The 25,551-nt window shown below is 62.6% G+C and carries 30 protein-coding genes, 1 tRNA gene and 4 pseudogenes; 20 read left to right on the forward strand and 15 right to left on the reverse strand.

Features of this window, described 5'->3' with window-relative positions; translation table 11 throughout:
• The first annotated feature begins 137 nt into the window (after positions 1-137).
• Genes ACVIHF_RS26880 through ACVIHF_RS26890 form a run of 3 tightly spaced genes read left to right on the forward strand, consistent with a single transcriptional unit; the run spans position 138 to position 2,188 of the window.
• Complete coding sequence (locus ACVIHF_RS26880) at positions 138-515, forward strand: type II toxin-antitoxin system RelE/ParE family toxin (protein WP_456792831.1); 378 nt, start codon at positions 138-140, stop codon at positions 513-515.
• Entirely contained in the window at positions 515-853 is a 339-nt protein-coding gene (locus tag ACVIHF_RS26885) for a helix-turn-helix domain-containing protein (protein ID WP_411784114.1), read from the forward strand. The genes ACVIHF_RS26880 and ACVIHF_RS26885 overlap by 1 nt, the downstream gene beginning before the upstream one ends.
• Before the next feature lie 21 nt (positions 854-874).
• On the forward strand, positions 875-2,188 hold the full coding sequence (locus ACVIHF_RS26890; RefSeq protein ID WP_456792832.1) for a DUF2130 domain-containing protein: 1,314 nt from the start codon (positions 875-877) through the stop codon (positions 2,186-2,188).
• Positions 2,189-2,438: 250 nt separating this feature from the next.
• Here ACVIHF_RS26890 and ACVIHF_RS26895 read toward each other — a convergent pair whose 3' ends face one another.
• The 5 genes and pseudogenes from ACVIHF_RS26895 to ACVIHF_RS26915 form a co-directional block, all read right to left on the reverse strand.
• Positions 2,439-2,618: a helix-turn-helix domain-containing protein gene (locus ACVIHF_RS26895; protein ID WP_456792833.1), complete on the reverse strand. Its 180-nt coding sequence runs from the start codon at positions 2,616-2,618 to the stop codon at positions 2,439-2,441.
• 1,486 nt (positions 2,619-4,104) lie between these two features.
• Entirely contained in the window at positions 4,105-5,193 is a 1,089-nt protein-coding gene (locus ACVIHF_RS26900) for an IS110 family RNA-guided transposase (RefSeq protein ID WP_456792834.1), read from the reverse strand.
• A gap of 946 nt (positions 5,194-6,139) precedes the next feature.
• Positions 6,140-6,463 carry a DUF736 domain-containing protein gene (locus tag ACVIHF_RS26905; protein WP_456792835.1) on the reverse strand — a complete coding sequence of 108 codons (324 nt, stop codon included), beginning with the start codon at positions 6,461-6,463 and terminating at the stop codon, positions 6,140-6,142.
• A 650-nt stretch (positions 6,464-7,113) separates the two neighbouring features.
• Positions 7,114-7,224 (reverse strand): annotated as a pseudogene (locus tag ACVIHF_RS26910) (DUF736 family protein); the annotation flags it as partial.
• Positions 7,225-7,656: 432 nt separating this feature from the next.
• Positions 7,657-7,884, reverse strand: a complete 228-nt coding sequence (locus tag ACVIHF_RS26915) for a hypothetical protein (RefSeq protein ID WP_456792836.1) — start codon at positions 7,882-7,884, stop codon at positions 7,657-7,659.
• Between ACVIHF_RS26915 and ACVIHF_RS26920 the strand changes: the two are divergent.
• Positions 7,793-8,008: pseudogene (locus tag ACVIHF_RS26920) on the forward strand (DUF736 family protein); the annotation flags it as partial. The gene ACVIHF_RS26915 and the pseudogene ACVIHF_RS26920 sit on opposite strands and share 92 nt — an antisense overlap.
• Before the next feature lie 305 nt (positions 8,009-8,313).
• Positions 8,314-8,859, forward strand: a pseudogene (locus ACVIHF_RS26925) (transposase); the annotation flags it as partial.
• Between the two features lie 759 nt (positions 8,860-9,618).
• Here ACVIHF_RS26925 and ACVIHF_RS26930 read toward each other — a convergent pair.
• The gene (locus ACVIHF_RS26930) at positions 9,619-10,041 is read right to left on the reverse strand and encodes a hypothetical protein (RefSeq protein WP_309249316.1); all 423 of its coding nucleotides are present in this window, start codon (positions 10,039-10,041) and stop codon (positions 9,619-9,621) included.
• Here ACVIHF_RS26930 and ACVIHF_RS26935 point away from each other — a divergent pair.
• A pseudogene (locus tag ACVIHF_RS26935) lies at positions 9,934-10,527 on the forward strand (site-specific integrase); the annotation flags it as partial. The gene ACVIHF_RS26930 and the pseudogene ACVIHF_RS26935 overlap by 108 nt on opposite strands.
• 135 nt (positions 10,528-10,662) lie before the next feature.
• Here ACVIHF_RS26935 and ACVIHF_RS26940 read toward each other — a convergent pair.
• Positions 10,663-10,739, reverse strand: a tRNA-Pro gene (locus ACVIHF_RS26940).
• 78 nt (positions 10,740-10,817) lie between these two features.
• Between ACVIHF_RS26940 and ACVIHF_RS26945 the strand changes: the two genes are divergently transcribed.
• The 4 genes from ACVIHF_RS26945 (at position 10,818) to ACVIHF_RS26960 (ending at position 14,431) form a co-directional block, all read left to right on the forward strand.
• The gene (locus ACVIHF_RS26945) at positions 10,818-11,804 is read left to right on the forward strand and encodes an L-threonylcarbamoyladenylate synthase (RefSeq protein WP_456792837.1); all 987 of its coding nucleotides are present in this window, start codon (positions 10,818-10,820) and stop codon (positions 11,802-11,804) included.
• A 134-nt stretch (positions 11,805-11,938) separates the two neighbouring features.
• The gene (locus ACVIHF_RS26950) at positions 11,939-13,366 is read left to right on the forward strand and encodes an FAD-binding oxidoreductase (protein WP_456779314.1); all 1,428 of its coding nucleotides are present in this window, start codon (positions 11,939-11,941) and stop codon (positions 13,364-13,366) included.
• Positions 13,367-13,380: 14 nt separating this feature from the next.
• A complete protein-coding gene (locus ACVIHF_RS26955) occupies positions 13,381-13,830 on the forward strand; it encodes a GNAT family acetyltransferase (protein WP_035632483.1) in 450 nt (149 codons plus the stop codon).
• Positions 13,831-13,849: 19 nt separating this feature from the next.
• On the forward strand, positions 13,850-14,431 hold the full coding sequence (locus ACVIHF_RS26960; protein ID WP_310880298.1) for an NUDIX hydrolase: 582 nt from the start codon (positions 13,850-13,852) through the stop codon (positions 14,429-14,431).
• Positions 14,432-14,662: 231 nt separating this feature from the next.
• Here the strand turns inward: ACVIHF_RS26960 and ACVIHF_RS26965 are convergent, their stop codons facing one another.
• Positions 14,663-15,103, reverse strand: coding sequence for a hypothetical protein (locus ACVIHF_RS26965; RefSeq protein WP_253607168.1), 441 nt, complete (start codon positions 15,101-15,103; stop codon positions 14,663-14,665).
• Positions 15,104-15,376: 273 nt separating this feature from the next.
• Here ACVIHF_RS26965 and ACVIHF_RS26970 point away from each other — a divergent pair, with 273 nt between their 5' ends.
• Positions 15,377-15,631 carry a hypothetical protein gene (locus ACVIHF_RS26970; protein ID WP_057019143.1) on the forward strand — a complete coding sequence of 85 codons (255 nt, stop codon included), beginning with the start codon at positions 15,377-15,379 and terminating at the stop codon, positions 15,629-15,631.
• Between the two features lie 88 nt (positions 15,632-15,719).
• Here ACVIHF_RS26970 and ACVIHF_RS26975 read toward each other — a convergent pair whose 3' ends face one another.
• Positions 15,720-16,193 (reverse strand): hypothetical protein, encoded by a 474-nt coding sequence (locus ACVIHF_RS26975; protein ID WP_253607167.1) that lies wholly within the window; start codon positions 16,191-16,193, stop codon positions 15,720-15,722.
• 127 nt (positions 16,194-16,320) lie between these two features.
• On the opposite strand from ACVIHF_RS26975, the gene ACVIHF_RS26980 reads away from it, so the two are divergent.
• Positions 16,321-17,088 carry an SDR family NAD(P)-dependent oxidoreductase gene (locus ACVIHF_RS26980; RefSeq protein WP_225648960.1) on the forward strand — a complete coding sequence of 256 codons (768 nt, stop codon included), beginning with the start codon at positions 16,321-16,323 and terminating at the stop codon, positions 17,086-17,088.
• 169 nt (positions 17,089-17,257) lie between these two features.
• The gene (locus tag ACVIHF_RS26985) at positions 17,258-17,518 is read left to right on the forward strand and encodes a helix-turn-helix domain-containing protein (RefSeq protein WP_016840962.1); all 261 of its coding nucleotides are present in this window, start codon (positions 17,258-17,260) and stop codon (positions 17,516-17,518) included.
• 112 nt (positions 17,519-17,630) lie between these two features.
• Here ACVIHF_RS26985 and ACVIHF_RS26990 read toward each other — a convergent pair whose 3' ends face one another.
• A complete protein-coding gene (locus ACVIHF_RS26990) occupies positions 17,631-18,626 on the reverse strand; it encodes a hypothetical protein (protein ID WP_310880299.1) in 996 nt (331 codons plus the stop codon).
• 130 nt (positions 18,627-18,756) lie between these two features.
• Between ACVIHF_RS26990 and ACVIHF_RS26995 the strand changes: the two genes are divergently transcribed.
• Positions 18,757-19,284, forward strand: coding sequence for a collagen-like domain-containing protein (locus ACVIHF_RS26995; protein WP_057019139.1), 528 nt, complete (start codon positions 18,757-18,759; stop codon positions 19,282-19,284).
• Between the two features lie 56 nt (positions 19,285-19,340).
• On the opposite strand, the gene ACVIHF_RS27000 is transcribed toward ACVIHF_RS26995, so the two are convergent.
• Both ACVIHF_RS27000 and ACVIHF_RS27005 read right to left on the reverse strand, forming a co-directional pair.
• Entirely contained in the window at positions 19,341-19,565 is a 225-nt protein-coding gene (locus ACVIHF_RS27000) for a hypothetical protein (protein ID WP_253607164.1), read from the reverse strand.
• Positions 19,566-19,650: 85 nt separating this feature from the next.
• Complete coding sequence (locus tag ACVIHF_RS27005) at positions 19,651-19,917, reverse strand: DUF2277 domain-containing protein (protein ID WP_057019313.1); 267 nt, start codon at positions 19,915-19,917, stop codon at positions 19,651-19,653.
• Positions 19,918-20,036: 119 nt separating this feature from the next.
• Here ACVIHF_RS27005 and ACVIHF_RS27010 point away from each other — a divergent pair, with 119 nt between their 5' ends.
• Positions 20,037-20,282: a DUF2188 domain-containing protein gene (locus ACVIHF_RS27010; protein ID WP_016840968.1), complete on the forward strand. Its 246-nt coding sequence runs from the start codon at positions 20,037-20,039 to the stop codon at positions 20,280-20,282.
• A gap of 15 nt (positions 20,283-20,297) precedes the next feature.
• Here the strand turns inward: ACVIHF_RS27010 and ACVIHF_RS27015 are convergent, their stop codons facing one another.
• Entirely contained in the window at positions 20,298-20,987 is a 690-nt protein-coding gene (locus tag ACVIHF_RS27015; RefSeq protein ID WP_310880300.1) for an ArsR/SmtB family transcription factor, read from the reverse strand.
• Between the two features lie 139 nt (positions 20,988-21,126).
• Here ACVIHF_RS27015 and ACVIHF_RS27020 point away from each other — a divergent pair, with 139 nt between their 5' ends.
• The 5 genes from ACVIHF_RS27020 (at position 21,127) to ACVIHF_RS27040 (ending at position 24,165) form a co-directional block, all read left to right on the forward strand.
• Entirely contained in the window at positions 21,127-21,528 is a 402-nt protein-coding gene (locus ACVIHF_RS27020; RefSeq protein WP_310880301.1) for a nuclear transport factor 2 family protein, read from the forward strand.
• A gap of 111 nt (positions 21,529-21,639) precedes the next feature.
• Positions 21,640-22,695 (forward strand): alpha/beta fold hydrolase, encoded by a 1,056-nt coding sequence (locus ACVIHF_RS27025; protein WP_456794127.1) that lies wholly within the window; start codon positions 21,640-21,642, stop codon positions 22,693-22,695.
• An 11-nt stretch (positions 22,696-22,706) separates the two neighbouring features.
• Positions 22,707-23,060, forward strand: a complete 354-nt coding sequence (locus ACVIHF_RS27030; RefSeq protein WP_456792839.1) for an MmcQ/YjbR family DNA-binding protein — start codon at positions 22,707-22,709, stop codon at positions 23,058-23,060.
• A gap of 153 nt (positions 23,061-23,213) precedes the next feature.
• A complete protein-coding gene (locus ACVIHF_RS27035; protein WP_456792840.1) occupies positions 23,214-23,567 on the forward strand; it encodes a hypothetical protein in 354 nt (117 codons plus the stop codon).
• A 187-nt stretch (positions 23,568-23,754) separates the two neighbouring features.
• Entirely contained in the window at positions 23,755-24,165 is a 411-nt protein-coding gene (locus ACVIHF_RS27040; protein ID WP_253607160.1) for a hypothetical protein, read from the forward strand.
• Positions 24,166-24,262: 97 nt separating this feature from the next.
• Here ACVIHF_RS27040 and bfr read toward each other — a convergent pair whose 3' ends face one another.
• Together bfr and ACVIHF_RS27050 are read right to left on the reverse strand one after the other, a co-directional pair.
• Positions 24,263-24,751 (reverse strand): bacterioferritin, encoded by a 489-nt coding sequence (bfr, locus tag ACVIHF_RS27045; RefSeq protein WP_026193251.1) that lies wholly within the window; start codon positions 24,749-24,751, stop codon positions 24,263-24,265.
• Positions 24,752-24,941: 190 nt separating this feature from the next.
• A complete protein-coding gene (locus ACVIHF_RS27050; RefSeq protein ID WP_253607159.1) occupies positions 24,942-25,214 on the reverse strand; it encodes a (2Fe-2S)-binding protein in 273 nt (90 codons plus the stop codon).
• Positions 25,215-25,551: the final 337 nt, after the last annotated feature.

Genomic DNA, 25,551 nt, shown 5'->3' on the forward strand with positions numbered 1-25,551 from the left:
GTGATCCAAACAATCAATTGTATAAAGCGGGCTTCGAAATCATTGATTGCATCAAAGGAGGTCGCACGGCTTAGCTTGTCAAGGCACCCCCTTCTGCAACCAAAGTCGTTGACACGTTTTTATAGGTATATTACTATATGCCTGTGGATGACCTTCTGCGCGCGATCAAGCCCACAGTTTTCGTGGGTTCGAGCAAGAAAGACCTGCGGGCGTTTCCTGCAGCCGTCCGAAGCGAGATCGGCCAGTCCCTTTTTGAAGCGCAACTCGGCGAACATCCGCGCAACGCGAAGCCCTTGAAAGGCTTCAGCGGGGTTTTAGAGATTCGCGACAACTTCGCTGGCGATACCTACAGGACCGTCTACGCAACGCGTCTGGAAGGGGTCCTGTACGTCCTTCATGCGTTTCAGAAGAAGTCCACCAGCGGAATCGCCACACCGCAACGGCATATAGACCTGATCAGGCAGCGTTTGCGCGATGCCGAGGCTATCCACAAGGCAACAAAGGGAGACCGATAATGAGCGCTAAGAAAAAGCTGCCCGCCCATGACATGGGCTCTGGCAACATTTTTGCTGATCTCGGCCTGCCAAATGCCGAGGAACATCAACTGAAGGCCGCCCTGGTTGTCCAATTAAAGCGGCTCGTGGCGGACCGGGAAATGACCCAGATCGAAGCCGCCAAGCTGGTGGATATGAAGCAGCCTGACTTGTCCAAGTTGCTCCGTGGGCATTTCAAGCTGGTTTCAGTGGAAAAGCTGCTGCGCATGCTTACGGCGTTCGACCAGGACGTTGAAATAACGGTAAAGCCACATCGGAAGCGTGGCGAAGCCGGCCGGATCACGTTTATTCCGGCCTAGATCGGTCAACAGGGAGGGTTCATGACATTTAGCGCGACGGCGGCCAAAGCCGCCCATGAACCCACCTTGCACTGCCCGAACTGCAACCACGAGATTCGGCTGACGGAGTCGCTCGCCGCCCCCCTTCTCGCGGAGACCCGCCAGCGCTTTAATGAGCAGTTGGCGAGTAAAGACGCCGAAGTCGCGCGGAAAACCGAGGTGCTTCAGCAAGAGCGTGAGAAGCTTCAGAAGGATCGCGAAGAAGTTGAAGACCAGGTCGCCAAACGGCTGGCGGCTGAACGCGGCCAGCTCGTTGCGGCGGAAGCGAAGAAGGCACGTGAGGTCGCCGCCGCCGAAATTCAGGCCCGGACCAACGAGGCGGCCGAGCTTCGGCAATTGCTCGAAGCGAACAGCGCCAAATTGGCAGAAGCACAGCAGGCGCAGGCCGAACTGATCCGCAAACAGCGGGCGCTCGATGACGAGAAGCGCGAGCTTGACCTGACGGTTGAGAAACGGGTCCAGGCGCTGGTTGATCCGATCCAGGTCAAAGCCAGGCAGGAGGCTGACGAAGCGGCGCGGCTGCGTGTCGCCGAGAAGGACCAGACCATTGAATCAATGACCCGTACGATCGAGGAACTGAAGCGCAAGGCTGAGCAGGGCTCGCAACAGTCACAGGGCGAGGCTCTTGAGCTTGAACTTGAGGAATTGCTGCGCGGTAGGTTTCCAGCTGACTCGATTGAACCGGTCGGCAAAGGTGAACTTGGCGCCGACCTTATTCAGCAGGTGAACGGATCGATCGGACAACCTGCCGGCATTATTCTTTGGGAAACCAAGCGCACCAAGGCCTGGAGCGACGGGTGGCTTGCCAAGCTGCGAGACGATCAGCGCCGCTCCGGTGCCGACGTCGCTTTGATTATCTCGCACGCCCTGCCCAAACATGTTGAGCAATTCGACCTCGTTGATGGCGTCTGGGTGGCTCACCCGCGCTGCGCATTGCCTGTAGCGGTCGCGCTCCGTCAGGCATTGATCGACGTCAGCACCTCGCGCCTTGTCCAGCAAGGTCAACAGACCAAGATGGAACAGGTCTATCATTACCTGACGGGGACGAAGTTCCGACAACGTGTTGAAGCCGTGGTCGAGAAATTCAATGACATGCGCGACGACCTCGACAAAGAGCGCAAGTTTATGGGTCGGCAGTGGGCTAAGCGCGAAACCCAAATCCTCGCAGTCATCGACTCGACTGTTGGCATGGTCGGAGACCTTCAGGCCATCGCGGGCAAAGCGATGCCGGAAATCCCGAGCTTGGAAATGCAGCTTCTGGAGAACGATGCCGACCCCGCTCGCAAAGCCGGATAGAGCCGCAATAATCTAGGGTGCCCTGCTACATCCCAGGAACTTTTTTGATCGGCATTCGGGAGGGCGTTAATCGAGCCGGCTGAAGAGCGCGCCGCCGCCTCAGAAGCTGCTCTTTAATGCGACAAGTCTTCGGTAGGTTTTGACGGTCAGATCGTCTTGGCCTGTCAACCAAAAACTGCCCCCACGAGAAGCTTAAACTATGATGGCAATAACGCCTATTGTTAATGAGTTTGCCGAGTGAATACGCGCATCATTCGTCCTTGAGTAATTTCCAAGGCTCCACACTGAGGCCCTTGGCAATGCGCGCCACGTTGTCAATTGAGACATTTCGCTCCGAACGTTCCACACCGCTAAGGTAAGTTCGATTGATGCCGCTCTCAAGCGCAAGCGCCTCCTGGCTAAGGCCACGCGCTGCTCGAAGTCGGAGCATGTTCCTCGCTAGAATGTCCCGCAGTGGTCCCTTGTGCGTCCGTTTCACGAAGACATTTGGGCCCGTCCGACGCCTTTAAGGCGACCGCTTTTAAGTTACAATCGGCAGGCCAAACTGCTATCGTCTCCCATGCAAGGCGAGCCCATAGCGATCAGCGTCATGAATGAAGAGAGCGATGCAGTAGAAGCATTCCTAGAGTTGAGCGAAGGGGCAGCCCCTTCAATCCGCGTCTTGGAGTGTCGGTTATCGACTGATCGGATCCGGTGAGGTTATCTGCGCGATCAAGTTACCCTTAGCGGTCGCGGAGGCAGCACGCCTCCCTCAGTCCAGAATTTCGATTGTGCTAACTGCAGCTGGTCGGATCGAGGTATTCGCAGGAGTGTCCCTAGAAAATGAATCGATCGACGAGCTTGTCGCCAAGACAGTTGCGGAAGAGAATCTTCGCCTTGAAGAGGCCTCAGGATCGGACTTGAGATCCCTCCTCGACCGCCTTGAGCATTCAGTGAGCCTCGTGAAGGAAGCCATCGCACGCATGCCACCGTCCACCTGAGAGCCTGGTCGGGGCACTGAAGGCATAGGGAGCGCAAATCGGAAGCCAACAGGCAGCGCTTATTGGAACAAGTACCGATCCTTAAGAACCTTCATCATTCGTCTGGATGAGGAGCCCATCTTGCGTTCGCTTCGCCTATCGAAGCTGGTGAAGCTCGAAGGGGCCTTCTAGCCTTGGCGCGACGCCAGGGATGTCGCCTGCAGCACGCAATTATTGCGATGTGACGCGATCATTTGGCCCGCATCAAATCAGCTTGACGCCATGCGGCGTGGGCGAGTAGCCAACCGCTCCGCTCAGTCTCGCCTGCTTAGTTCGCCTTCCAGCGGGTGCACAGTGAGGAACCTCATGATCTTCCTTGCTTGTCGAACCTCCACCTGGCCGACGTTCACGCAGATCCTGTCGATCAGCCATTGCTGACACAATTATCCAAAGCCGGCATCGCTTTAGCATCGTTTTGACGACATCGCCTGCACCGGTGTCGCCAACTCTTGGATGTGCAGACAACCACTTAGCCGCACTTCGGCGCCAGTGCTTTTATCTTGCACTCTTAATCGGTCGTGTTGTGCGCTTCATCTCACCCATTCTCGCTTCCTCTCTTTGCTGTGGCAAGGTCCTTGCATCGACGCCATGATGGGTCGGCGACGCGCGAGAGTCCCGGTGCGCCGTGCACTCTTCCGCGCTCGTCGACGGCCCAAAATCGCTGCTCCAGGGCAGCTGGCAGCCGTCGCGGCGCATCTTTCCATCGGTTGGACGGAGCCACATCACAGGCAGTGCCGCGTGGTCCAGGCGCCCCTCTTGGGGCGCGGCCACAGGCAAGATAACGTGCGTCCCGTCGTCGTGGATCTGCACCAGGTCTCATCCGCTCGTCGCGGAGCTCCGTGTTCAAAACGTCGCGTCGATCAGCTCAATCGATCTCCCAAATCTGGCCCTGCGCCCTCACGCGAGGGGCGCGAGCAGCCTGCGTTGCTTGACGGCGGCGCGTGCGCTGACGTCCGCCTTGGCGGCATCCGGATCACCACAATAGAACGTGCCATCGACCCACATCGCGTGCATGATCACGGCGAGTTTGCGCGCCACCGCGACGGTTGCCTTGCGGTGCGAGCTGCGCTTGGCGAGCGCCAGACCCCAGCTCCTGACCTTGTCTTTCTTCTTGTAGCGGGTCAAAAGCGCGCTCGCCGCCTCGTACAGCGCGCGGCGTACATCGCCGTCGCCGGCCTTGCTGATGCGGCCCTGCATGTCGATCGAGGTGCCGGACTGCCAGCGCCGCGAGGTCAGGCCAAAATAGGCAGCGACGTCGCGCGAGCGCCTGAAGCGGGAAGGATCGTCAATTGCGGTCATGAAGCTCAGCGCCGCGATCGGGCCGACGCCGGGAATCTGCATGAAGCGGCGGCACAACGCGTGGCCGGCGACCAGTTTGACCACCAGATTGTGCAGCCGGCAGTACTCTTTCCACAGCGCCGCGCGCGCGTTCAGCATGGCGTCGATCAGCTCGCTGACCAGCGCATCGTGCGCCACGGCGTCGCGCACGGCCTGCGCAAAACCACCCCGCCCGACCCGGTTCAGCCGGATGCCAAACGCCTTCAGCGAGTGCCGGACCGCGTTCTCGAGGTCCAGAAACTTGCGCTTCAGATTGCGCCGGTGGGTCAGCAACAGCCGCAGCCGGTAGCAGGCTTCGCTCTTGATATGCGCCTTGCGGAACCAGCCGGTGCGCATGATGTGGGCGATGCCGAGCGCGTCGGTTTTGTCGGTCTTGTTGCGCTGCGCGTTGAGTGCCGCGCGGACGTGCAGGGTCTCGAGACACACCGCCGGCAAGCCCAGTTTGACGAGCTCCGGATGCAGCCAGGGCGACAGCGCGCCGGCCTCGTGGCCGAGCCGTCGCAGCCGGGAAAGATACGGTTTGAGCGCCGTTTTGATCGCGTCGGGATCGGTCACGACCGTGGTCTGCAGCGCCACCGCGCCGCGGTCGTCGACCACGCAAATCGCGCTCTCGTCCATGCCGACATCCAGTCCACAGAACCATTCCATCGCACGCCTCCCGCGTTGCTGAGGCGGTGCAGTGTGCGGGTTATTCGGCCGCCGAGCCACGTCAGCAGCCGTACATTCCGGCGCAGACCGATTACGGGCGGCAATGACTCCCCCTCCTCTTTGTTGCTCGCTAATTCTTCCTCATCTTGCCGCAGCTGCGTCTGCCGATCCAAGCGACACGCAAAAAAATCGACCGTCCAAGCTATCAATTGCAGCCTCTCTGCGGCCTATGGGGTCGCGCAAATTCTAGTGGCAATGGAGCATCTACCGCATCGGAATGGAGAGAATGGCCCTTGAGCGACTTTCAATTCCAGGCAAAATTCCACTCCGAGCAGGTGCATTTCTCCGATCGAAACGGGGCGTTTCGCCAACTGCTCAACCGCGCGCGCTCTACTGAGAGTTCAGTCGGGCGCGCTGCCATCTGGTGTCCGATTCATTGCGCAAGAGCCGCCGCGACTTGGCAGTTGACTCGCGAAGCCCCACTGCCTGCGAAGGCTTGCGATAGCGATCGTTACCCGAAGGGCCGAGACACCCGTAGGGTGGCTCGGTGAGGAGCGAAGCGACGAGTAGAGCGCGGGCCGAAGGCATCGCCCATATGCCCGCAACTTTTGTCCAAAAATTGAGCGCTTGGCACATGTCCAAACCATCAATTCTGGCCTCTCGGCTGTCCATAGTTTGGTGTAAATTCCATAGCGATTGAGCGCTTTTCTGCATCGAAACGAAGAGAAAAAACCATGGAACGACCTTCGCTCTAGGCAAAATTCCGTTCCGTGCGAGTGCATTTTTTCGATCGGAACGAGATATCTCACAGGCCATTCAGCCACACTCGCTCCTCAACATGCGCCCACTTGAGGACGCTCTAACGTCAGTCGGCGATATTCAAAACCTGGCATCCGGGAGACAAGCAAGGGCTCTCGCGCGATGCGCGAGAGCCCTTTGTTTTGACCTAATCGACAGGATTCCAGATCAGGAAGAAGCTGCCTTCACCGTAAAGGCCAACCGTTCGACCAAGGTTTGCGCGGAGCTCGCGGCCTCCGAGGCCAGGTGCTGCAAATGACACGCTGAGATAGTCCGCTCCGCAGCCCTCGCCGGTCAAAATCCGGCCGGATCCGACCTCGAGCCCGTGGGTGAAGATGCGAAAGTCCGGTGAGTTTTCGCCGGACTTATCCCGGTTGGGCACGATGTCGATGTCGGCGCAAATGGGCAGAAGTTTGAGCTGGCTCCTGAAGCCGCCGTAAATTGTGCGGGTAACGAATCCGATCGCGGTCATGGTCTGTCTCCTTCGTTGCCGCAAGGCACCGATGCCCTGCGATGGCGAGACCGTCATGGCGGCTGGCACCCATCCGAACCCTTGGGGCGAAGCGCAGCGGAACACCTGAAGCACGCTCCTTTTTTGCAGCGAAGCGGCCGCGAGGAGCCGGCTTGCCGGCGGGGAAAAAGGAAGCGTGCGAGGGTTTCGGATGGGAGACGGCTGCCATAGGTCATAGAACCATAAGCAGGGAATCGTCCTTTCGGGCGAAAGAGCCAGGCCTTTCAGCAGAGTACCCACCGTTCGAAACGGTGCTCGAGCGACGCTTCGACGAATGCGTTGCCTATCGAGTTTCTCGAATTAATCGCTTGGCAAGCGGCTCAGTTACGGGTCTGAAGCGTGGCCATGGTGCTGGTTATCGAGTCGAATTGTCCGGTGTCAGTCGACCGCGCGAACGGCTGTTGGGCTCGCGAACCGCCTAAAGAGGACGCTCTCAAAAGCTCGACTTGTTCGCGACTCGGCGCGTCGAACCGGCTTAAGTTGCGCCGAGAATTCGCAACTTCGCGCCTCCTTTTGGAGGTAGAAAATGCTCTTCTCCTTACTCTTAAAAGCGGCGCAGGAAGCGCAAAAAGGCCCCGCCTCCGAGGAGGCGGGGCCGATGATCCCCGGCGTTAGTCGCCGCTGCGGCGCGACCAGATCAGGGTGTACCCCTCCTCGCCCTCGACCTTGACCAGCGAGGCATAGATCGGAGCGGGGAAGCTCGGATCGTCGAGCTTGACCGAACCGACGGAGACTGCCCTGGCTGCCCACGCCCAGCACGCGTCGGAGACGGGCGGATCGACAAGAGAAAAGCTGGCGTCTGCACGTCAGCCGCGGGCACGGTGCACCGGACAAACCAAGCGAACTTGATTGCATCTACGCCTCAGGAAGCGACGGCGCCGGCCAGGATGACCCGCTCGATTGCGGTTTGAATAAGCGAGGTCTGCAAACGATCAGTCCCCAACCCGATTGCCTCGCCGCTGCCAAAAGGGAGGCGCGGCTCGGCCTCACAGGCCGCTTCAAAGGCATTTATCGACGGACCACGTCTCGCATTTGGAGGCTGGCTAACGAGAGCAATCGCCCGCTTCGCGTCAACTAATCCGGCCGCGCACCGTGAGGTGCGCGGCCGGTCTGTTAGCGCGCCGGGGCCGTTCTACCGGCCCCCGGCTCACCTCTTACTCTGCTGCTTGCGAGCAAAAATCCTGCTCTTGCGCCCGGTCTGGCGCATCAGCCTGATCCTCAGTCTTGGGCGCGCGCAGCAGGGACGGCAACCAGTCGGTTGCCGCCAATAGTTGCTCGGCGGCTGCCGCCATCTCGGCCTTTTTCATCCCCGACAAGCGTTCGGCGGCCTCCTCGCTGACGCTGAACATCAAGGCCAAGTTCACGGCGTCCGAAAAGGACAAGGACAACGCTCCCGACTACCGGATTTTTGCAGGCGCGACCGAATTCGGCGCTGCCTGGAAGAAGACCGTTCGTGACAGCGACCGCGAATATCTCTCGGTCATGGGCTCGCGTCCAACGCATCCACGAATGGCTCATCGGGCCCGAGGGACGGCAAGAGCCTCGATCGCCTTCCCGCAACAGCTCACGCCTGCTTTTTTCCCCTGCCGCCAAGCGGCGGCATTCCTCGCGGGAAGAAAAAAAGCAGGCTTTCGCCGTCCTCCGCTGCGCTGCGGGCCTTGCGGCTGCGGGCCGATCGCTCCCCGGGCCAAGGAACGCCATCGAGGCTGCGATGGGCGCGGCCCGAACAACAAACAGACGGAGATTACCATGGCGACCATCGGCACTTTCACTGCATCGGACACCGGCTACACCGGCTCGATCAAGACGCTGAGGTCCGCCAGCCGATCCCGGCCAAGCCGGGGCAGCTCGAGTGCTACGACTATGAGTACAGGCGCAATGGCACGGCGAACCTATTCATCTCCCTCGACGCGCATCGGCCCTGGCGCAAGGTCAAGGCAGTCGACTTCGCAGCCTGCATGCGTGAACTCACCGAGGTTCACTTCCCAAAGGCCGATCGCATCCGCCTCGTGCTGGACAATCTCTCCACCCACTCGGCTGGAGCGCTTTATCAGGCCTTCCCGCCCGCCGAAGCGCGCCGCCTCCTGCGCCGGCTGGAGTTCCATTACGTCCCTAAGCACGCCAGCTGGCTGAACATGGTGTGGATCGAGATCGGTGTGCTGCGCAGCCAGTGCCTGGACAGACGCATCGACAATCAGGACCAACTCAGGGCCGAGATCAATAGCTGGGAGCGCCAACGCAACGCCGCACGCGCTCACATCAAATGGATGTTCACAACCGAGATAGCCCGAGCCAAAATGGGCCGTGCTTTCCCGCTCCCAGATGACGCCAAAATGCCCTCCGCCAAAGAATCATAATCACTGTGCAGCGGTACTAGTCTCAGTGTTCCGATTTGCACTCGGAAGCCGCCGATTGTCGCACGAGCGAGCACGATCCGCTTTCACAGTAGAAGCCTTCGCTTATACTAATAGCAGCCTGGAATGGACGAGATTATGACACTCGACGCGAGGCATTGATCACGTCAAGGAAGAGCCCGAACCTCGCTCAATGGAGCGATGACGAAGCGTCCGTATACTTCTCCAAGGTTAGTTAACTTTGCCACCGCCGCGGCTTCAACTGCTCGAATTTTGAGGTCGTAACGTCACCAGAAAAATTGGCTCGCCTCAGACCATCGGAAGGCTCGCGTGGACTTGGACCATCGACAAATGCACGCCACTCGGATCTAGGTGACTTGGTCTTAGCATGGCCAGAGCGCATCTCTCCCCAGGTCTGGTTTCGCGTGATATGCCTATCCGACTGTCTGCTGCCGCATCGTTGGCTTTTCCAGACGGATCGATGACTGCTTCTGGCCTGCGACGGGAAGCACGCCGAGGCCGACTCGAAATAGAAAGGATTGCCGGCAGAGACTATACTACGCTCGAAAACATCGAGAAGATGAGGGAACTGTGCCGCGTCAAAGTAAGGGAGCCCGTCTCTTTAAGCGAAAGGCACGATATCGCGGCGGAAAGCTCGTCGCCCGAGCCGTCTGGATCATCAAAGACGGCGAGCGCCATATCGCCACAGGCTGCCTTGCGAGCCCGTCTGAAACAAAGCCGCCTCGAGAAGCAGAGCAAGCGCTAGCGGATTATATTGCGCAGAAGTATCAGCCCGATCGCAGGCGGCGGGACATCGATGATATCGATAGCGCCGATGTGCTGTCGATCTATTTGACGGATATCGGCGAGCCCGGTGATCAGTTTGAAATTGAAGCGAGGATCGACCGCCTCAACGATTTTTGGGGTGGCAAGAAGCTGTCGGCAGTCAACGCGCGGACCTGTGCGGCTTACGCCAAGCACCGCGGCAACCGAGGTGGCGCGCGTCGCGACCTCGAGACTCTCCGCGCAGCGATCAACCATCATGCAAAGGAGGGCCTTCACCGGGGCATTGTCCGCGTGTCCCTCCCGCCGAAAGGTGAGGCGCGCGACCGATGGCTGACACGCGACGAGGCCGCAGCTCTGGTCTGGCAATGTTGGCGCTATCGCGAAAAGCAGACCGTCCACGCCGGCAGATCAAAGGGCGAGCCGGTACGGACGGACCGCCGACCGCTGCGACACGTCGCCAGATTTATCCTGATCGGCCTCTATACCGGCACGCGGGCGGGTGCGATCGCCGCGGCATCGCCATACCCCGAGCTTGGGCACTCGTACGTCGATCTCGAGCGTGGTATCTTCTACCGGAGGCCGATCGGGAAGCGAGCCACCAAGAAGCGTCAGACGCCGGCCCCGCTTCCACCCCGGTTATTGGCCCACATGCGTCGTTGGAAAGATCGGAAGCTGATCAACACCTGCTTCGTCGAGTTCAATGGCAAGCCGGTCGCTTCCGTAAAGAAAGGCTTCAAATCTGCCGTGGATCTGGCAAGGCTGCCCGGGAAAGTCACTCCGCACACGTTGCGCCACACGGCAGCGACCTGGTTGATGCAGCGCGGCGTGCCGATCTGGGAGGCGGCCGGGTTCCTCGGCATGTCGGCGGAGGTGCTGCAGGAAACCTATGGCCATCACCATCCCGATCATTTGCACGGGGCGGCGGCAGCCATTGGCCAAAAAGCGAGGTATGTTTCGGTGGTCAAATCGGTGGTTGACTCGGGAACAGCCACCGATGAGAAGAAAAAACCTAAGGAAATCTGGTCGGAGTGGCAGGATTCGAACCTGCGACCCCTGCGTCCCGAACGCAGTGCTCTACCGGGCTGAGCCACACTCCGACTGAGGGCCGGCTTATAGCGTCGGGTTTCGGGGACCGCAAGGGACCACGAGCCACCCAATTGAGGAATCTAGTCACAGTGGATACAGGTCTGAAAACGCACGTTTTGTCCGCAGGCGCCGCCGCCACGGCGACCGCCGCCGGGGTCCTGGCCGAGGGCGGCCTGGTGGCGTTTCCGACCGAGACGGTTTATGGCCTCGGCGCCGATGCTGGCAACGCCTCAGCGATCGCCCGGCTTTACGAGGCCAAGGGCCGGCCGGCCTTCAATCCCCTGATTGCCCATGTCGCCGATCTGGGCGCCGCCCGCCGGATTGCCCTGTTCAATGGGCAGGCCCTGCGATTGGCGGACGCGTTCTGGCCGGGTCCGCTGACCCTGGTGCTGCCGAAGGCGCTGTCCTGCCCGGTTGCGGAACTCGCGACCGCCGGGCTCGACACGGTCGCCATACGCATCCCGGCCCACAAGGTGGCGCGCGACATCATCAAGGCTTTCGGCGGTGCCGTGGTAGCGCCGTCGGCCAATCTCTCCGGCCACGTCTCGCCGACCACCGCCGAGCATGTGAACGGCGATCTCGCGGGCCGCATCGACCTGATCGTCGACGGCGGGCCGGTCGAGGTCGGCGTCGAATCCACCATCATCGGCTGCTTCTCCGATCCGGTGCTGCTGCGGCCGGGCGGGCTGACGCGCGCCGAGATCGAGCGCGTGCTCGGCCACCCCTTGCAGTCGCCGCCGCAAGACGCGGAAAGCGACGCCCAGCCGGTCGCCCCCGGCATGCTCGCCTCGCACTATGCGCCGCGGACACCGGTCCGGCTCAATGCCAGCGACGTCCATGTCGGCGAAGCCTTGCTGTCGTTCGGGCCGGCCAAGGTCGCGCGGCGCGAATGCGCCTCTGTGGAGATGAACCTGTCCGAGCGCGGCGACCTTGCCGAAGCCGCCGCCAATCTGTTCGGCTACCTTCGCACCCTCGACAAGAGAAACGCGGATGCGATCGCGGTGACGCCGATTCCCGAGGAGGGATTGGGCGAAGCCATCAATGACCGGCTGCGCCGCGCAGCCGTTGGGCGGTAACAAGCATGACCCGGACCGGAACGGCCGCGTTGGCGCCAAGCGGGAACCGGTTTTCCCTCGCGACAAACGCGAAGCGTTTGCGTGAAGGGCATGCCTAGGCAAAGATCCCCGACTGAGTGAAAGACCAAGAAAAAATGAACATCGTCCAATCAGCGGTGCCGCCGCTTCCGCCCGAATTGCTCGAGAAATTCCGCGCCATCGTCGGCGCGAAATATGCGGTGACCGACGCCGCCGACATCAAGCCCTACGTCACCGAGGAGCGTGACCTGTTCCACGGCCGCTCGCCGCTGGTGCTGCGCCCGGGCTCGACCGCCGAGGTCGCTGCGATCTGCAAGCTTGCGACCGAGCACAGGATCGCGCTGGTGCCGCAGGGCGGCAATACCGGCCTGGTCGGCGGCCAGACGCCGCACAATGGCGAGGTCGTGGTCTCGCTCCGGCGTCTCGACAAGATCCGCGATATCGATGTCGAATCCAACACCATGACCTGCGAGGCCGGCGTGGTGCTGCAGATCGCGCAGCAAAAGGCAGCCGAGGTCGACCGGCTGTTTCCGCTGTCGCTCGGCGCAGAAGGCAGCTGCACGATCGGCGGCAACCTCTCGACCAATGCCGGCGGCACCGGAGCCCTTGCCTATGGCGTGGCGCGCGAAATGGCGCTCGGGGTTGAAGTCGTGCTGGCTGACGGCCGGGTGCTGAACGCGCTGTCGAAGCTGAAAAAGGACAACACCGGCTACGATTTGCGCAATCTCTTCATCGGCGCCGAAGGCACGCTCGGCATCATCACCGCGGCGACGCTCAAGCTGTTTCCGCGGCCGCGTGCGGTCGAGACCGCCTATGTCGGCTTGGCTTCGCCGGCGGCCGCACTCAAGCTGCTGTCGATCTCGCGCGATCAAGCGGCCGGAGCGCTGACGAGCTTCGAGCTGCTCGCCGACGTCGCGGTCGACTTCTCGATCCGCCACGGCATCGATATCCGCGATCCGCTTGAGAGCAAGCACCCCTGGTACGTGCTGATGGAATTGTCGTCGTCGCGCGACGATGCACGCGACACGCTGGAGGCGATCCTGGCCCAGGGCATGGAGGACGGCATCGTCGATGACGCTGTCATCGCCGCCAATCTGAGCCAGCGCCAGGCGTTCTGGAAGCTGCGCGACGAGATGTCGGCGGCGCAGAAGCCGGAAGGCGGCTCGATCAAGCACGACATCTCGGTGCCCGTGGCAGCCGTGCCCGCCTTCATCGAGGAAGCCAATGCTGCCGTGGTGAAGCTGATCCCCGGTTCGCGGCCGGTGCCGTTCGGCCATCTCGGCGACGGCAACATCCACTACAATGTCAGCCAGCCGGTCGGCGCCAATGCGGCCGACTTCCTGGCGCGCTGGCACGACGTGAATGCCGTCGTGTTCGAGATCGTGCTGCGGATGGGCGGCTCGATCTCGGCCGAGCACGGCATCGGCGTGCTCAAGCGCGACGAATTGCCTGACGTCAAGGATAAGGTCGCGATCGAGCTGATGCGGCAGGTCAAGGCGATGCTCGATCCGCTCGGCATCATGAACCCGGGCAAGGTGCTGTGACCGCGCAGACGACGATGCCCTCCTCCTCTGCCTCCCTCGCCATTGCAGAGATCACCGATAACGACATCGCCGATGTCGTCGCGCTGTGGCAGGCCTGCGGCCTGACGCGGCCATGGAACGATCCTGCTGCCGACATCGCGCTGGCGCGGCGCGGACCGAATTCAGCCGTGCTGGTCGGCCGCGACGCCAATGCGATCGTCGCGACCGCGATGGTCGGCCACGACGGTCATCGCGGCTGGGTCTATTACGTCGCGGTCGATCCCAACCGCCAGGGCAAGGGGCTTGGCCGCACCATCATGGCGGCGGCCGAGGACTGGCTGCGCGCCGCCGGCGTGCCGAAGCTGCAACTGCTGGTGCGGCGGGAGAACGCCAAGGCCGGCGCGTTCTACCAATCGCTCGGCTATGACGAGTCGACCTCGGTGATGCTGGCCAAATGGCTCGACGGGCGCGAAGCGACGCCGTGAGAGGGCTGAGGACCGACGCATGAGCATCGCCGACCGCGTTCGCGTCAAGCACGTCGAGCTGCTTTCGAAGCGCCGCTACGAGCTGAAGAGCGCGACGTTCGACTACCGGCGCGCCAACGGCGAATGGCAGACCCAGGTGCGCGAGGTCTACGATCGCGGCAACGGCGCGGCGCTGTTGCCCTACAATCTGACGACCCGCTGCGTCGTGCTGGTGCGCCAGTTACGCTTCCCCGCTTTCGCCAACGGTTATGACGATCTGCTGATCGAGGTTGCCGCCGGCATGCTCGACGATGCCGAGCCGGAAGCACGCATCCGCGCCGAAGCGGAGGAAGAGATCGGCTACCGGCTCGTGCATGTGCGCAAGGTGTTCGAGGCTTTCACGTCTCCGGGCGCCGTGACCGAGAAGCTGCATTGCTTCGTCGCCGAATACGATGCCGCGATGCGCATCGGTGACGGCGGCGGGCTCGCCGACGAGGGCGAGGACATCGAGGTGCTCGAGCTTGCGATCGACGACGCGCTCGCCATGATCAGCGACGGCCGCATCGTCGACGCCAAGACCATCATGCTGCTGCAATACGCCGCGCTGCATCTGTTCAGGTGAACGCGGCTTCGCCCCGGCCGGTGCCGGCACGGCCTTGCGGCTTCGCGCACTCAACGCTTTAGACTAGCTGCCCCCGTCATCCCTGCGCAATGGCTATGCCATTGTCGCTGGAGGTGCGAGCCACTTCGGCGAGCCTCGAAGGATGAATCGGCCACCAGCCGGGCCGTGCATCCTTCGAGACGCGCGAAGACGCGCTCCTCAGGATGACGGGGATAAACCGAACGAAATGCTCTACCGCATCGTGATCGCAAGCCCGCTCAGATCGGCGTTGGCCATCAGGCCGACCTGGTGGCCGGTCAACTCCAACACCGCGCCCTTCTGATTGGTCAGCACGATCGCACGCGCGCCGCGTCCGACGGCAAGCCCCGCGCCGGCCGCACCGTAGACGCCGGCAACGTCGGACGGACGGTTGATGTTGCTGACCCGGCCGCGTAGCACGGTCTTGGAGCCGCCGAACACCAGTCCGTAGTCGAGGCCGCCGGTGGAGAGCCGGTAGGAGCGGCCGCGGAAGGTCAACACGCCGCTGCCGCCGGAGCCACCGATGATCCATCCGGCCTTGTAGATCGTGAGCGTCACGAAGCCGCTGTCGGCGCGGGCCGCGGAAGAGAACGCAAGGCCAATGAACGCCAGCAGCGCGACAAGCGCAGCACGCAGGGTGGATGAAGGTTTCATGTGCGGTCTCCCCAGGATTTACTCACGTCGATTTGCTCTCGTCGATTTGCTCGCGTCGTGACACGGCTGCGAATCGCGATGCTCCGACTGTAGCAAGCGCGTAAACAGGCGCAATTTGGCACAGCGATGGCCGATTTGTTGACGGGTGCTTTCGCACGACCGGTGTTGAACCTGTTCCCGGGGTTGCAATACTCACTGCATGTCCGGGGCGATCGGCCCCTGAGCTCCAGGATTGCCCCGCGGAGCATTCATTTTTCAAACCGGAGATTTCCCATGCGTCGTCTTGCGATTGCCTGTGCCGCCATTGCCGCCACCGTGTCCTTGCTTGCCGCGGCAAGCCCGGCCAGCGCCACGCCCTATCATCTGATCCGCTGGCAGGACACCGGCTTCTGCCAGATCTGGGACCAGAGCATCCCGACCACGCCGTGGCCGGCGAACTTCTCCATCGTCAGCGAGGAGCTGCCGACCTTCGACGCCGCGTTCAGCTACAAGACCGGCCTCCTGAACAACGGCACCTGCGCGTTCTGAGCGAACGCCATTCGATCACGCACAGGGCGGACACGCGGCAACAGCGCGGCGTCCGTCCTTGTGCTGTCAGATATGACGCCATCCAGCGTCAGTGATGCTTGATCAGGGCGTCGCGCGCGGCGGCGAGTTCGAGGAATGCCGCGCCGTTGCCGCCGCCGTCGGGATGCACCGTCTTGGCGGCGCGCTTGAAAGCCTGCTGGACTTCGGTCGCTGCGAGCCGGCGGCCGAACGGCAGGCCGAGCAATTGCCGGTACTGCTCCTCCTGCGTCAGCGCCTTCGGCGCCAGGCCGCGCCGGCCGAACCGCGGCGCCGACAGCATGTGCAGTGCGTCGTTGACGATGCCGAGACGGCGCAGCGCCATCGCTTTGGTGCGGCGGTCGGCCGATTTCATCGCCGCCTGGCGCAGGATCGGCAGCACCTGTGCGGCCGCATGCCGCAGCGTCTCGTCGATGTCGGTCGCGGCGATCTCCGCGACCATTTTGGCCATCTCGCGGTAGTCGGGATCCGGCGCCGCGCAAAAGCGCTCGATCGCAACTTTCCAGTGTCTGATATGCGGGTCCATGTCCGCGGTCCGTAACTGTCATCCGAATCCGGATAACAGCAACGCGCAAACGCGGCTTGGCGTTTCGGTTGGCGCAGTTTTGAATAGTGTTGTCGACAACGCTCACAAATCAGAACGAGGAAACGCCATGGCCCTTCTCGACAATCACATCGCCGTCATCACCGGTGCGGGCTCGGGCATCGGGCGCGCCATCGCACTGGGCTACGGCCGCGAGGGCGCGCGCGTGGTGCTGCTCGACATGAACGGCGATGCGGCGGCGGAAGCGGCCAGGGAGATCCGCAATGCCGGCGGCAAGGCGGAGAGCTTTGCGCTCGACGTGACCAATCGCGACGCCTGCGTCGCGATGGCAAAGCAGGTGGCCGACAAGGTCGGGCCGGTCTCGATCCTGGTCAACAATGCCGGCATCGCGCGCCGCAACGGCATGCTCGGCACCGACGAGGCCGTGATCAAGGATTGGGAAGACATCATCTCGATCAATCTCACCGGCGTGTTCAACGTGACGCATTCGTTCCTCGCGCCACTGCGCAAGAACAAGGGGCGCATCGTCAACATCGGCTCGATCCAGTCCTTCGTGCATCTGCGCACGCCGAGTTCGCCGGCCTATACCGCCTCCAAGCACGGCGTGCTCGGCTTCACCAAGGCGTTGGCCGCCGAACTCGGCAAGGATGGTGTGCGCGTCAATGCAATCGGGCCGGGCTTCATCGAGACGCCTTTGAACGAGAAGGTGCGCGCCACCAATCCCGACCTCGTCAAGGTCTTCATGGACCACACCCCGCTCGGCCGCGCCGGCAAGCCGGAGGACATCGTCGGCCCCGCCATCTTCCTCGCCTCGGACCTGTCGGCCTATGTCTCGGGATCGATCGTGATGGTCGATGGCGGCTACCGCACATTGTGACGGATGGAACCGCAATCGTGGCGATTTCTGGGTATTTTGCTTACAGAGCAGGGAGTTAGGGGCGCGTTAAGGGCTTGTTAACCAAACCGGCACACCGTGGATCTACGGGGTAGTTGGTTCTCGATGTCTTCGCTTCACCGACGAAGCGGGCGTTGATCGGGAGGAGTTCATGTCTTACGCGTCCACCGTACCGTCGCCGGAAGCTCTGCTGCCGTCGCTGGCTCCAAATGAAATCGTCCCACTGCTGATCGGCGCGACCGTCGATGAAGTCGAGCGCGAGCTCGTGCTGCAAACGCTTGCGCGCTGCGACGGCAACCGCACCCGCGCCGCGCGCGTGCTCGGGCTGTCGGTTCGGACATTGCGGAACAAGATCCGCGAATATTCGGCCGACGGCATCGACGTGCCGCTGAGCGAGCACGCCGCAGCCTAGAGCAAGATCCGGGAGCGCGCGAAGCGGCTTTCCGGGAAGATCGTGCTTGGACAACGAGCTAAGCGTGATGATGATTCAACCGGATCTCATCACGCTTTGCGGCACGTCGACGCTAGATCGGCAGGTCGATCGAAAGCCGCCGCCAGCGTGACAATAGCTCGCTGCCGTCGGCATCGAGGCAGCGAGCGAGACGCACCTCGGTCGTCCCGGCCTGTTGCAGCGTCTGCGCGACCAGCGCCGTCGCATAGTCCCAATAGTCGCGCCGCCCCTTCGGATCGTCGTCGACCAGCGATTTTGCGAGGATCTCGACATAGATCGCAGCGACGGCTCTTTGCCAGAGCTCACCCGCGCGCTCGCCCTCCGCCGAGGGCGCGCCGGTCCGCGACTGCCAGGCCAACCAATAATTTTCCTCCGCGCCGACCCAAGCGGATGGCAATAGCGATGGATCGAGGCATGGCGAGCGACACTCAAGCGGCTGCATGCCGCGCGCGTCGCAGAAGAAGCAATAGCCAAGCTTGTCGTACCAGTTGACGCGCAGCAATCTGCGAATCTCGGTCTGTTGATCCGCTGCGAGCCGCCTCACGCCGGTCCGTTCGAGATCGCCGATGATCGCCGCCAAGCGATCGCGATCATACGGCTCGACCTCGAGCACCACGCCGATATTGCGCGGAAACAAGGCGTCGAGCATCTCGATCATCTCGCGATAGAACCGGCCCGCCAGGCCGCCGCCGCGCCACGCCTTCGCGACGCCGACATAGTTGCAGTAGATCAGCTCGCTTGCGTGATCGTAGGTGAAGAAGCCGAGGCCGATCGCGCGCCCTTCCGCGCGCAGGATGAAGCAGCGCGAGTCGAGGCAATATGACAGCTGCTGATCACCGACGCTGAACTCTCGTCGCTCGCCGACATCATCTGACAGCACCCAGCGCACAATGTCGTCGGGGGCGTCGCGCTCGTTCGGAGGAAACAGCTCGGCATACAGATTGAGGACGCCGGTGTTGCGAAACGCCACTTCATCGCGCAGATCGTGCCGCGTCACCACGATGTCGAACGTCAGCGCCCCTGTTGCGTCGCCTGCAACTGCCCCGCGCCTGTCGTTCAGAATCCGCAACGCGTCCTCCCGTCACAATCTTCGCATCGAATTATGACTGTTGATCGCTTGCATCAGCCGCGCCCGGCAGAATTGAAGCCGTCATCCAACCTCTGTTACAAGCGGCTTGAAATCGCGACGGAGCATATCAGTGGCTGACGAGACAATCTCCCGCCAGGGGTCACGAGGGGCGCAGGGGCCGCAGGGCCGTCAGGGCGAGCCGGGTCGGCCCGGTCCGCAAGGACATCCGGGGCGGCCGGGGCCGGAAGGTGCGCGCGGCAAGCCGGGCCCGCAAGGCAAGCCCGGACTGGTTGGGAAGGCGGGTCCCCAGGGCAAGCCGGGAGCGCAAGGCAAGGCGGGCGTGCAGGGTCCGCGCGGCGAAGCTGGTCCACAGGGACCGCAGGGACCGGCCGGCCCGCGCGGTGAAGCCGGCCCGCCCGGACAATTGCCGTCGATCGAACAGGTGATGCCGTGGCTGCACATGATCTTCGACGCCTGGGAAGACTACAAGCGCACCAAGGAGCGTGAAGCCGCCGAGTTCGCCGAGCGCGATGCCGCCGAGCGCGCGGCAGCGGAGGCGATCGCGCTTGACGTCGACGCCATCGACTTCGCGGAAGATGACGACGAGGACGACGATCACAAGAAAAAGAAGAAGCACCGCAAGAAGGACAAGAAGTAATCCTTCCTGTCCTCGCGCGGCGACACGGCCAGCTCTGTCCGTGCCGCGCCCGATGCCTACGGCTCCGCGCCGGGATTGGCCGGAGGATCGGAGGGTCGAGCGAGGTGCATGAGCTGGAAGACCCAGCGCATCGCGTAGTACCAGGCAACGCCCGCGAACGCCCCGCAGGCCGACAGGATGATGACGTTGGCAAGGTCGATCGTCCCGCTCGACCACAGCATGCCGCAGGTCCAGAGCGCGGCAAACGCAATCGAACAGGACGTGAGCAGGGCAGGCTTCATGGCGTTGCTCCGGGATCGGGTGAACTGCACCGATGCCCGGACGCGTGGCGCCGTACCGTGACCTGCATCACGGTGCGCCCCGCCCTCAGCCAAATCGCAGGCGCGAACGCTCCCTCGCCTTCTCCGCCTCCACCTCGCGATCGCGCGCCGGTGCCGTGGTCTGCAACGAGATCAGGAGCCTGCGCGCGGCATTCGAGACCTCGGTCACGGCCAGGTTGAAGGCGGCCTCATTGGACTGCGACGGCTTGTTGAAGCCGGACAGTTTGCGCACGAACTGCAGCGCCGAGGCGTGGATCTCGTCTTCGGTGGCGGGCGGCTCGAAGTTGAACAGCGTCTTGATATTGCGGCACATGTCGGTCTCCCTCGCCCGCGGCAACGGGGCGGCTCTCTCAAGGACGATCGGCTGCTGCAAAATACGACATCGTGGTCTATTCTGGCAGTGTCATCGTCCACGGTGGAGCGAGGTTCCGGATGAGCCACGTGATCTACAAGGTCGTCCAGCACGACGGCGGCTGGGCCTATACCGTCAACGGGGTGTTCTCGGAACCATTTCCTACCCATGCCGCGGCACTCGCCGCTGCCCGACGCGCCGCCAACGAGCAGCGCGTCCCCGGCCGCACCGAGGCGATCCAGTACGAGACGTCGGACGGCAAATGGTTGACCGAAACCGCATCAGGTAACGACCGCCCGGAGACCGAGGTCGAGGACGGCCGCTAGTTCACCTCGTCGCCTTCAGAACGGAACCTGGACGCCAAGCCGGTCGAAGAACGCCCGCCCCCGATCGGTGATCCGCAATGCGCGCGGAATCCGATGCGGCGCAACGCCGCGCATCTCGACCAGCCGCGCCAGCACGGCATTGGCAAACGGACCGGCGAGATGCGGCACGCGCTCGGTCCAGTCGTTGCAGAGCCGCAGATGCGGCTGCCGCGCCGAATCGAAATCGATTGCCTCGGCCCGGCACCAGGCCAACCCCTGCTCGGTCACGCGACCATCGCGGCCGTCGATCACGACGAGGCGGCGGCGGATCAGCGCATTCGACAACAGCACGCCGAGCTGACCCGCAAGGTGGTGGTAGCAGGTCCGCGATCGCCTGAGCTGCTCGGCCGGCATCGCACGCCGCCGCCCGACGGTGGCCTTGGCCGCAAGATCGACGAGGTTCTCGATCAGCGCCGCGACGTCGTCGTCCCTGATCCGGTAATATCTGAACCTGCCCTGTGCCCACACCGACAGCACGCGGGCGTCGACCAGCTTCTGCAAATGCGCGCTGGCGCCTTGCGGCGAAATGCCGGCGACCGCAGCAAGCTCGCCCGCCGGCAGCGCCTTGCCGTCGGCCAGCGCACTGACCATGGCCTCGCGGACCGGATCGCCCAAGGCCTCGGCGATCCGCGAAAATCCTGTCTGCAAGGCCTGGGATGATCCCACCGCATTGTCCTCCAGATCGCGCCGAAGCGTCCTACCCGCATGCGCCGTGCCGCGCAGCTCATTTCAGATTTTCCTGAAACGTCGCGGCGGCCTGTTCCGTTCAAATGGGCGGCAGTCGATCAAACACAAGGGAACGATCATGACAGCCGGCAGCAACGACGCGGAACGCATCTACAGGCTCTGGGATGAAGCGCTTGGCAACAAGGACCTCGAGGCGGCGCTCGCGCTCTACGCAGCCGACGCCTCGATCGAGAGCCCGCTGGTCCAGCATTTGATGCAGACCAAAGACGGGATCGTCCGCGGCCGCGACGCGCTGTGCGAGTTCATCACGCGCGTGTTCCGCACCAACCCGCCGCAACGGCGGCGCTTCAAGCAGGGCTTCTTCAGCGACGGCCGCCTTCTCACCTGGGAGTATCCACGGCAGTCTCCGGACGGCGATCAGATGGATCTGGTCGAGGTCATGGAGATCGATGACGGCCTGATCCAGCGTCACCGCGTCTATTGGGGATGGTATGCGCTGAACGTGCTGAAGCAGAGTTAGCCGAACACTTCTTCGCCAGCCGTGCCGACGTACTCTCGGACATCTCCTTCCTCCATGCTAGGCTTGCACCGAAGCGGCTGGACAAACGCGCCGCGCGTGGGAAGAAGCATGATGATCCGTTGGTGCGCGGCGCTTGTGGCCGCTCTCGTCTCGATATCGGTACCGACCATGGCTGCAGATTACCCCACGCCGCAGGACGGCGAGTGGACCGCAAAGGACTTCAAGTTTCACAGCGGCGAGGTGATGCCGGAATTGCGGCTGCACTACACCACGGTCGGCGCACCGACCGGACAGCCGGTGCTGGTGCTGCACGGCTCCGGCGGCTCGGCCGCCAGCATGCTGACGCCGAGCTTTGCCGGCCAGTTGTTCGGCCCCGGCCAGCCGCTTGACGCGGCGAAATACTACATCATCATCCCTGACGGCATCGGGCACGGCAAATCGTCGAAGCCGTCGGACGCGATGCGGACGAGCTTTCCGAAATACGACTACAACGACATGGTCGACGCGCAGTATAGGCTGGTCACCGAAGGGCTCGGCATCAGGCATCTGCGGCTCGTGATCGGTAACTCGATGGGCGGCATGCACACCTGGATCTGGGGCGTGCGCTATCCGCGGATGATGGACGTGCTGGTGCCGATGGCCTCGCAGCCGACCGCTATGGCGGCACGCAACTGGATGCTGCGTCGGACGATGCTGGACACGATCCGCAACGATCCCGACTACAATGGCGGCAACTACACCAGCCAGCCGCGGATGATGAAATACGCCGTCGCCGCCTATCGCTTCGCCAGTGCCGGCGGCACGCTCAATTACCAGACGCTGGCGCCGACCGCGGCGCAGGCCGACAAGCTGGTCGACGACCAGCTGGCGCTGCCGGTCACATCAGATGCCAACGACTACATCTATCAATGGGAGGCCTCGCACGACTACGATCCTTCCGCCGGAATGGAGAAGATCGAGGCCACCCTGTGTGCCATCAATGCCGCCGACGATGAACGCAACCCGCCGGAGACCGGCGTCACTGAAGCTGCAGTGAAGCGGATCAAGAACGGCAGGATTGATCTGATCCCGGCAAGCAGCGAGACACGCGGCCATCTCACCACCGGCGATGCGAAGTTCTATGCCAGGCAATTGCAGGGACTGTTGCAGACGGCGCCGACGATGTAGCGATCGAGGTCATGGCAATGTCCGCTGATCGCTTCCGCCGCATTGCGCTGAGCCTGCCCGAGGTCGTTGAAGGCGCGCATCACGGCACAACCGATTTCCGCGTCGGCAAGCGCATCTTCGCAACCCTCGGCTATCCCGACCAGGATTGGGGCATGGTGAAGCTGACACCTGAGCAGCAGGCGATGCTGGTCGAGGCCGAGCCGGAGATCTTCCGGCCGGTGCCGGGCGGCTGGGGCAAGAGCGGCAGCACCAATGTCCGCCTCGCGAAAGCGGATCAGATCACGCTGCGCAGCGTGCTCGAAATGGCGCGGGACAATATCGCGGTGAAAGCCGCGAAGAAGGCGCGCACGAAGCAACCAACCTGAGCGCAACCATCCCGCACTGCATCAAGCAAGACACGCGGATTCGCTGATTCTTTGAGCATGCATCCCGCGCGCGGTTCGTGCCTAATCGCGCAAACACCGGATTCACGTGACGCTACGCGCGGGTCACGTAGAAGTTTTCGCCGGAGGAAGGCAATGCGAAAGCTCACGCATGTCGCGGTGCTTGCGTGGCTCGCCATGATGGCGGGCGCTGCACTGGCGTTCGACAACGGCCAATATGACAACGTGCCGCCCGATATCCGCGCCTGGTTCAAGAGCGTGATCGCGCCGAATGGCGTGCCGTGCTGCGACATCTCCGACGGCCATCGCACCAGCTACGACGTTCGGGGCGGCGCCTATTGGATGCCGATCGAGGGCGAGTGGATGATGGTGCCGGAGCGCGCCGTGATCCGCGATCGCGGCAACCCGGTCGGCGAGGCCGTGGTGTGGTACGTGCACCACCGCGGCAGCATCATCATCAGCTGCTTCGTTCCGGCGGATGCGGTCTGAACGGCGCCCGCCGCCTGCGCGGGAAGCCTGCGCGCGAGGTCGCGTCAATTTGAAACAGTTACTCCCTGTTAACCTTACTTTTTAACCAATAATTAAGGATGAGTTTGCGGGCGCCGTGAGGCGCGGCCTAGCGTCTGCAGAAATGCTCCGTAACCGCGAGTTGGTGCGTGCCATGGCTCTTCGAAGAATGGCGTATCGAACAACTGGGGCGCTGATGGCGTCCCTTGGCGTTGCAGCGCTGCTGCTTGCTTCCCCGACCGAGACATATGCGAGATCCGGATCCGCAGCGCGCGGCACGTTCTCCTCGCACCATCCAGCCTTCCGCCATCATGTGCGGGTCCCCGGCATCGTGTTGCCGGACGCGGGCGGTTATTATGATGGCGCGGCGAGCGTTCCCTTCGCTGCCGACGTCCCGGCGCCAGTCTCGAGCGACGTCCGTTACACCTACACCCAGGACGTGCCGTGGGATTGGGCGCATCGCTATCCGCCGGCCGTGGTGCCGTCGGATCGGCCCTATGTGTCGAGCTGCCCCACCGAGAGCGTCACGGTGCCCGGCCGGGGCGGCGACCGCACGGTCAACATCACGCGGTGCTACTGACGAATAGCTCGATCCCGTTCGCAAAAACAAAAGAGGCCGCCCGCAAGGACGGCCTCTCGTATTTTGGCAGACGCTCGGCGCGCCGGCAGACAGCCGGTCAGGAATCCTCGCCCTTCAGATGGCCGACGTGCTTCTGGGTGTAGAGCTCAAGGCCGATGCGCTTGATCAGGTCGAGCTGGGTCTCGAGGAAGTCGATGTGGTCTTCCTCGTCCTTCATCAGCTGCTCGAACAGGTCGCGGCTGACATAGTCCTTGACGCCATGGCAGTAGGTCGCCGCCTCCTGGTAGAGCGTGCGCGCGCCGATCTCGGCGGCGAGGTCACACTCGATGATCTCCTTGACGTCCTGGCCGATCTTCAGGGGATCGAGCACCTGCAGATTCGGGAAGCCGTCGAGGAACAGGATGCGATCGACGAATTTGTCGGCGTGCTCCATCTCCTCGATGGACTCCTTGCGCCAGACCTTGGCCATCTCCAGGAGGCCCCAATTGTTGAGCATCCGGTAGTGCAGCCAGTACTGATTGATGGCGGTCAGTTCGCTGCGCAGCCCCTTGTTCAGATAATCGATGACCTTCGGGTCGCCTTGCATGATCCACTCCACCTGTCGCGGCCAACCTAGGCCGGCGCTAAACTTAGAATGCTTCTAAATCAGTTTGCGGGCAAGAGCAACCCTTCGCAGAAGCAGCGCGTGGGTAACCGGATTCGAAGGATTTGGCGCAGCGTCTTCCAGCGAAGCGGAAGCCCGTTCGCCGTCAGGAAGCGCGTCGAAACGAGAAGCTTCAGCAGGCCGCGAGCGCGAATTCGGCCGGCTCGGCGTCCTCGTTGGCGGCGTGCGGATGGCCGCTGTGGGGGCAGCCGGAGCAGCAGGCCTTGGCGCAGGGACCGAGCGCCTCGTCGATGATCGCCTTGATGGTGCGCGCGCAGCGGCCGCATTCGGCACTGCAGCCGAGGCAGCCGTACACCTGCTTGGCATTTCGTGTCACGGCCCCACCGCCATTAACGGCATTGCGGACATCGTGGTCGCTGAGGACGTTACAGGAACAGACAATCATCGGAGAAAGGCGGGGTCCAACGGTGATGCTTGGCAATATGGATATTGTCGGCTCCCGCGGGATGCAAAAGGAAAAAGCGGTTTTTGTAGCAATTCCAAACTGATGCGGGATTCATATTGGAATGAGTCTAAATCGATCGGAGGTCAGGAATCCGACACCCGCCGGGTGGCTGACGGGCCAATAACCGCTGCCTTCGCCGCCGGCCCCCATGAGTAGGCGCCTCGCCGCGGCGCTATCGGGCTTGTGCGTTGCAAGATATTGCAAAAGCTGCAAGCATTTGGTCGCGAATGCGGCAGCGTCGTTCATTGATCATTCAAGCTGAATATGGAACCCTCCG

The sequence above is a fragment of the Bradyrhizobium sp. USDA 4506 genome (assembly GCF_054058795.1).